6 protein-coding genes are annotated in these 6859 nt (G+C 38.9%); all 6 read left to right on the top strand.

Features of this window, described 5'->3' with window-relative positions; genetic code table 11:
- Positions 1-16 precede the first annotated feature (16 nt).
- Positions 17-1012 (top strand): hypothetical protein, encoded by a 996-nt coding sequence (locus ON09_RS21230; RefSeq protein WP_316927834.1) that lies wholly within the window; start codon positions 17-19, stop codon positions 1010-1012.
- A 1-nt stretch (position 1013) separates the two neighbouring features.
- Positions 1014-2654, top strand: coding sequence for a polysaccharide lyase (locus ON09_RS21235; RefSeq protein ID WP_010603086.1), 1641 nt, complete (start codon positions 1014-1016; stop codon positions 2652-2654).
- A gap of 304 nt (positions 2655-2958) precedes the next feature.
- On the top strand, positions 2959-3159 hold the full coding sequence (locus ON09_RS21240) for a GIY-YIG nuclease family protein (protein WP_010603087.1): 201 nt from the start codon (positions 2959-2961) through the stop codon (positions 3157-3159).
- A 277-nt stretch (positions 3160-3436) separates the two neighbouring features.
- Positions 3437-6598 carry a DUF6298 domain-containing protein gene (locus tag ON09_RS21245; RefSeq protein WP_010603088.1) on the top strand — a complete coding sequence of 1054 codons (3162 nt, stop codon included), beginning with the start codon at positions 3437-3439 and terminating at the stop codon, positions 6596-6598.
- A 3-nt stretch (positions 6599-6601) separates the two neighbouring features.
- Entirely contained in the window at positions 6602-6754 is a 153-nt protein-coding gene (locus tag ON09_RS26305; protein WP_238533762.1) for a hypothetical protein, read from the top strand.
- A 17-nt stretch (positions 6755-6771) separates the two neighbouring features.
- Positions 6772-6859, top strand: an 88-nt coding sequence (locus tag ON09_RS26310; RefSeq protein ID WP_238533763.1) for an apiosidase-like domain-containing protein, incomplete at its 3' end; no start/stop codon positions are given.

Consider the following 6859-nt stretch of genomic DNA (forward strand, 5'->3'; position numbering starts at 1 on the left):
ACGTACACACTAAAACATGTCGATGTATCGCCACATGTACAATGATAGTACCGGCAAAATCGAAGATAAATTAGGAACAGTAAACATCACCATTCAAAATTCTATTTTCTCTGAAGCTTTGGATTATTGGAACCATGCTTTTGGCTCTACATTGGGTGGCGAAAACTGTGCTTTTGTTCGTAACCTTTGGGCAGATAACGGTGCTCGTAATCCATCAATCGGCTGGAATGGTATTTTTAATTTTGCAAATAACGTAGTTTTCAATTGGAATAATCGTTCTACTGATGGAGGTGATTATACCGCACAGTATAATATTATCAATAACTATTATAAACCGGGACCAGTTACTGAGCTTAAAGACCCAATTTCTTACCGTATTTTAAAACCCGAGTCTGGCCGTAGTAAATTGCCTTATGTTGTTTTCGGAAGAGCTTATGTAGATGGAAATATTATTGAAGGTAATGATAAAGTAACCAAAGATAACTGGAACGGTGGTGTACAAATTGAGGATAAAAAAGGAAGCTTGATGAGTTTCGAGCAAGCATCGCCATATTTTGCAGCAATGAGAGCAAAGAAACCTTTTCCGATGCCAAAAATATCTATCATTCCTACACTTCAAGCTAAAGAATATGTGTTGACCAACGTAGGCGCAACTTTGCCAAAAAGAGACCCTGTTGACACAAGAATAGTTAAACAGGTAAGAACTGGAATCATTGAAGTTCACCCTGATGCTAAACCATCAGCGTTTCAATTTGAACATCGCAGATTACCTGGAGATTCATACAAGCAAGGCATTATTACAGAAGTTTCTCAGGTAGGTGGTTATCCGGATTATAAAGGAACGCCTTACAAAGATTCAGATAACGATGGTATGCCTGATGCTTATGAGTTGAAAAATGGTTTGAACCCAAAAGATGCATCCGATGCAGCAAAAATCACTAAAAATGGTTATTCGAATATCGAAAACTATTTAAACAGTGTAGTTTCCGTTTCAACTGTAAAACCTAACTAATATGCGTAACTGGAATTCATTTTTAGGCATTATTGCGCTTTGTGGAATTGGAAATGTTGCATTTGCGCAATATCCTGTGATCCCTGAGGCAATGGAAAAAAAGGCTGACTCATTAATGGCAAAGCTTGGAAGCAGAGCAGACCAACAATTTTTGAAAGTGAAGCCAATCATTGATGCCGAGGCTAAAGCGGGTAAACCTTATATTCCTTGGGCAGCAAAACCGAGTGATTTACCACAATCAAAAATGGTGGCCTTTCCGGGTGCTGAAGGTGGCGGAGCTTATTCTTTTGGCGGACGTGGCGGTAAAGTTTATGTGGTAACCAGTTTGGAAGATTCTGGCAAGGGAACCTTGCGTGAAGCTTGTGAACAGGGTGGAGCAAGAATTGTTGTTTTCAATGTTGCCGGAATTATTCGTTTAAAATCTCCATTGAGTATTCGTGCGCCATACATTACCATTGCAGGTCAAAGTGCACCAGGTGATGGCGTTTGTATTGCAGGCGAATCCATCTGGATTGATACCCACGATGTGGTGATTCGTTACATGCGCTTCCGTCGTGGCGCTACTGATGTGACACGTAGAGATGATGCCATTGGTGGCAATCCGGTAGGAAATATTATTATCGACCACGTTTCCGCAAGCTGGGGACTGGATGAAAATATGTCGATTTATCGCCATGTTTACGATAAAAAAGATGGTTCTAAGCCCGAAAAATTACCAACAGTAAACGTAACCATCCAAAACTCTATTTTTTCTGAAGCTTTAGATACCTATAACCATGCCTTCGGAAGTACCATTGGTGGATTAAATTCTACTTTCATGCGTAACCTTTGGGCCTCGAACATTGCCAGAAATCCATCAGTGGGCATGTATGGCGATTTTGGTTTTGCAAATAATGTAGTTTTTAACTGGTGGAACAGGAGTGCTGATGGTGGTGATAATGCATCCTTTTATAGTTTCGTAAACAATTATTACAAACCCGGGCCAATTACTCCGGCTGGTGAGCCGATTTCGTACCGAATTTTAAAACCAGAATCTGGAAGAGATAAAAGATATTCAAATGAATTCGGTCGTGCTTACGTAACCGGGAACATCGTGGAGGGGAACGAGAAAGTAACGAAAAATAATTGGGATGGCGGTGTTCAGCCGGAAAGTAAACGCGACAAGCAGAAGTTACTGGATTCTATCCGTACAGATAAGCCTTTACCAATGGCGAGAATTTCAATCATCGATACCAAAAAAGCATACGATTATGTGCTTGCAAATGCGGGTGCATCATTACCCGTTCGCGATGCTGTTGATCAGCGTATCGTTAAACAGGTTGCTACTGGTAAAATTGAACATATTGAAGACGGGAAATTACCTGCTCCACAGAATTACGTAAAGCGTCGCTTACCAGCTGATTCTTATAAACATGGCATTATTTCAGATATTGCTCAGGTGGGTGGTTACCCGGAATATAAGGGAAAGCCTTATGTAGATACTGACAATGATGGTATTCCTGATGCCTGGGAAATAAAAAATGGTTTGAACCCAAAAGATGCAAAAGATGCTGCCAAAATTTCGAAATCTGGTTATGCCAATATCGAAGTTTATTTGAATAGCTTAGTGGATGTGAGTAAAGTCAGACCTTCAAAGAGCTGAAAGTGAAAGGTTGAAAGTTAAAGGTTGAAAGTGAAAAGCTGAAAGGCTAAAGCTGAAATACTAAGCACATTGCTTAACCAGTTCGTCATTGCAAAGGATTTTGTCATTCTGAGCACAGCGAAGAATCTGCAATCGATGAAAACGAAACTTTAACAACACACTACTGCCTACAACGGAAATGAATGAGCAGGAATGTTAAATAATAGGTGAGGGATGCTTCGTTCCTCAGTATGACAGTAAGAATTTGTCATTGTGATTACAGCGAAGAATCTACAAGCGATAAAAACCAAACCACAATAAAGCAATGAGTAATAATTATTTTGTTTACATCTTAACCAATAAAAATAAAACGGTTTTGTACACTGGTGTAACAAATGATTTAGAGATTAGACTTAAGCAGCACATAGAAAATAAGGATAATAAATTTGCTTTTACATTTAAATACAACTGCCATTATTTAATATTTTTCGAGAGGTATCAATTCATTGAACATGCTATCGAATGAGAAAAAGAAATTAAAGGTTGGACAAGAAAAAGAAAAAATGAATTGATTGAAATAGAGAATCTTAATTGGAAATTTTTGAATGATGAAATAGTTGAAAAATAATAAAATTTGCGATTTTGAGGAACGAAGAATCGCTAAGTGATGGATATGAAATGCTCAAAATCACCACTAGAGAAGAAAGTAAATATGCAAAGAAAGTGCTAATAGTTTGCAGATGCTTCGTAACTCAGCATGACAGGTATAACTCCATAACCCTGCTCACAAAAACAAAATAATAATGCCAAGTACTAACCATATATCAAAAGTAAAACAACTAAAAAGCTTATCACTCCTGATAATTGTGCTACTGGTTGCAAACTTTTCTTATGCTCAAAAATCAAAGCCAGTAGAGCCACCAAAACCAATTTTTAAAGGTAAGGATGGTAAGCTGGCTTATACAGCCGATGAGCAAGGAAACCGTATTCCTGATTTTTCTTATGCAGGATATATGGCTGGAGAAAAAGCCATTCCAGATGCGACAATTAAAGTAGTTGTTCCGGTTTCAAAGGGAGATGCCACACTAAGGATTCAATCGGCCATTAATTATGTTTCGAAATTACCCGTTGGAAAGGATGGCTTACGTGGTGCGGTTTTATTAGAAAAGGGAACTTATGAAGTTGCAGGGACGTTGAAAATTTCTGCTTCGGGTGTTGTACTTCGCGGTAGTGGAATGGGCGAAAACGGTACTAAGATTTTTGCAACGGGTTTAGATCGGATAGGAGTTATCCGAATTTTGGGTAAAAATAATAAGGTTGAAGAAACTCCCATCGCCATCAGTGATTCTTATGTTCCGGTAAATTCGATTAAAATAAACTTATCAAATACTAGTGGCTTCAAGGTTGGGGACAAAATTATCATTAATCGTCCATCAACTAAAGAATGGATTGAAACCCTTAAAACAGTTGAATTCGGTGGGGGTGAAAGTGCTTTAGGTTGGAAACCTGGAACCAGGGATATTCATTGGGATAGAAAGATAACGGCAATAAGCGGTTCGACAATTACTTTTGATGCACCGATTACCACTGCTTTAGATGCTAAATTTGGTGGCGCAACAATATCAAAATACCAATGGGATGGAAGAATTTCGAATTCTGGTGTAGAAAATCTAAAACTTGAATCAGATTATCATAAAGAAAATATTAAAGATGAATACCACCGCTGGACGGCCATTTCTTTAGAAAATATAGAAGATGCCTGGGTTCGTCAGGTTGTTTTTGAGCATTTTGCAGGTTCTGCGGTAAATGTACTGGAAACAGCAAAAAGAATTACTGTTGAAGATTGTAAATCCTTGGCACCAATTTCCGAAATCGGAGGTGAACGCCGCAATACTTTTTACACTACAGGGCAACAAACACTTTTTCAACGATTGTATTCGGAATATGGTTACCATGATTTTGCAGTGGGTTTCTGCACTCCCGGACCAAATGTTTTTGTGCAATGTCAATCCTATTTGCCATTCAGTTTCAGCGGTACAATTGATAGCTGGGCATCCGGTGTGTTGTTTGATATCGTAAACATCGATGGAAATGCCTTAAGTTATTTAAACCGTGGTCAGGATGGACAAGGAGCGGGTTGGAGTGCTGCGAACAGTGTTTTCTGGCAATGTAGCGCTGCAAGAGTCGATAATCCACAGCCACCAACAGCGCAAAACTGGGCTTTCGGAACCTGGGCGCAATTTTCAGGAAACGGTTATTGGGATATGTCGAACGAGCAAATTCAGCCACGTAGTTTATATTACGCACAACTGAAAGATAGAGTCGGAAATGAAATTGATTCCAGAGCTTTTGTTTTACCTGTAGAAACTGAAGCTTCAAGTAGTCCACCTGTTGATGTTGCCCAGAAACTAACAAAACTTGCTGTCAAACCAGCGTTAACTGTTGCAGAATACATAGATGCAGCATCACAAAGGAACAAAGTTTCTCTAAACGTAAATCAAGCTAAAAGCATCGATAAAATTGGGTTGGACAAAGTTACTCAGCCAGCAAAAGCCGATGCAATGACCATTAAAAACGGCTGGCTGGTTCGAGGTAATGAAATCGTTGTTGGTAATCGTCAGGATGTACCATGGTGGAATGGAAGTGCTCGTCCCCATGGTTTAAAGAAAACTAAATTTCATGTAACCCGTTTTGTACCTGGCCGTGAAGGGAATGGCTTAACTGATGATTTAGAAGAGATAACTGATTCTATGAAAAATGGTTCAGTTAAAGTTCTAGACCATAATTATGGCCTTTGGTATGATAGAAGACGAGATGACCATGAGCGTATCCGCAGAATGGATGGCGAAGTTTGGGCACCATTTTACGAGCTGCCTTTTGCCCGTAGCGGACAAGATAAAGCATGGGATGGGCTGAGTAAATATGACATCACGAAATATAACCTTTGGTATTGGGATAGGTTGAAACAATTCGCAAACCTGGCCGACCAAAAAAGTTTGGTGCTAATTCATCAGAATTATTTCCAACACAATATCATTGAGGCTGGAGCGCATTACGCCGATTTCCCATGGCGTACAGCAAATAACATCAATAATACAGGCTTCCCAGAACCTGTACCTTATGCTGGCGATAAACGCATTTTTATGGCTGAGCAATTTTACGATATCAGCAACGAAAATCGCAAAGCGATACACAGGGCTTACATCAGAAAATGTTTAGAAAATTTTGATGGAAACTCTGGTGTGATTCAACTGATTGGTGCCGAATTTACTGGTCCGTTACACTTCGTTCAATTTTGGCTTGATACCATTAAAGAATGGGAAAAGGAAACCGGCAAACGTCCGATTATTGGTTTGAGTGTTACCAAAGATGTTCAGGATGCAATTTTAGCAGATAAACAGAGAGCTGATGTAATTGATTTAATTGACATTAGATACTGGCATTACCAAGCTGATGGAACAGCATATGCGCCACAAGGTGGACAAAATTTAGCGCCACGCCAGCATGCTCGTTTGCTTAAGCCGAAGAAAACTTCTTTCGAAGAGGTTTATCACGCGGTTTCCGAATACAAAACTAAATTTCCAGAAAAAGCTGTGATTTATTCCGGCGATAATTTCGATGTTTTTGGCTGGGCTGTTTTAATGGCTGGAGGTTCTTTATCAAATGTTCAAAATCTTGATAAAACCCTATCAAATGCAATTTCAACGCTGAAACCCATCATCCCGATAGGTAAAAACAAACAACAATACGGTTTGGAGAATGCAGGGAAAGCCTATCTTTTTTACAATGCATCGGCAGAAGCCATCAGTGTAGATTTAACCAAAACTGCCGGGAAATTCAATGTAAAAATATTAAATAGTAAAACCGGGGCCATCATTAAAGAAGAAAAAGTTAATGGTAGTGCTATTGCGAAAATAAACAAAGTGGGTACTGGTGATGAATTAATCTTCATTAACAAAATATAAAATATGACTTTAAAATCTGCATTTTACCTTTTAGCATTTTTGTGTTTAACCATTTTCGGTTGCAAGGATAAACCTCATTTCGGTGATAAAAGTCTTTTAGTTTCTGAAAATGGAAGATATTTTACCACAGGAGATGGAAAGCTTTTTTCTGGTTAGGTGATACAGGATGGTTATTGTTTAGTAGACTTAACCGCGAAGAAACCAATACCTATCTCGAAGACAGAAAGCAAAAAGGATTCAATGTGATTCAGGTAATAGTGT

Origin of the sequence: Pedobacter agri PB92 (assembly GCF_000258495.1) — a bacterium.
GTDB lineage: Bacteria > Bacteroidota > Bacteroidia > Sphingobacteriales > Sphingobacteriaceae > Pedobacter > Pedobacter agri.

Coding starts and splice junctions, on each gene's coding strand:
- ON09_RS21230 (WP_316927834.1), top strand. CDS start 17: ATGTCGATGTATCGCCACATGTACAATGATAGTACCGGCAAAATCGAA.
- ON09_RS21245 (WP_010603088.1), top strand. CDS start 3,437: ATGCCAAGTACTAACCATATATCAAAAGTAAAACAACTAAAAAGCTTA.
- ON09_RS26305 (WP_238533762.1), top strand. CDS start 6,602: ATGACTTTAAAATCTGCATTTTACCTTTTAGCATTTTTGTGTTTAACC.
- ON09_RS21240 (WP_010603087.1), top strand. CDS start 2,959: ATGAGTAATAATTATTTTGTTTACATCTTAACCAATAAAAATAAAACG.
- ON09_RS21235 (WP_010603086.1), top strand. CDS start 1,014: ATGCGTAACTGGAATTCATTTTTAGGCATTATTGCGCTTTGTGGAATT.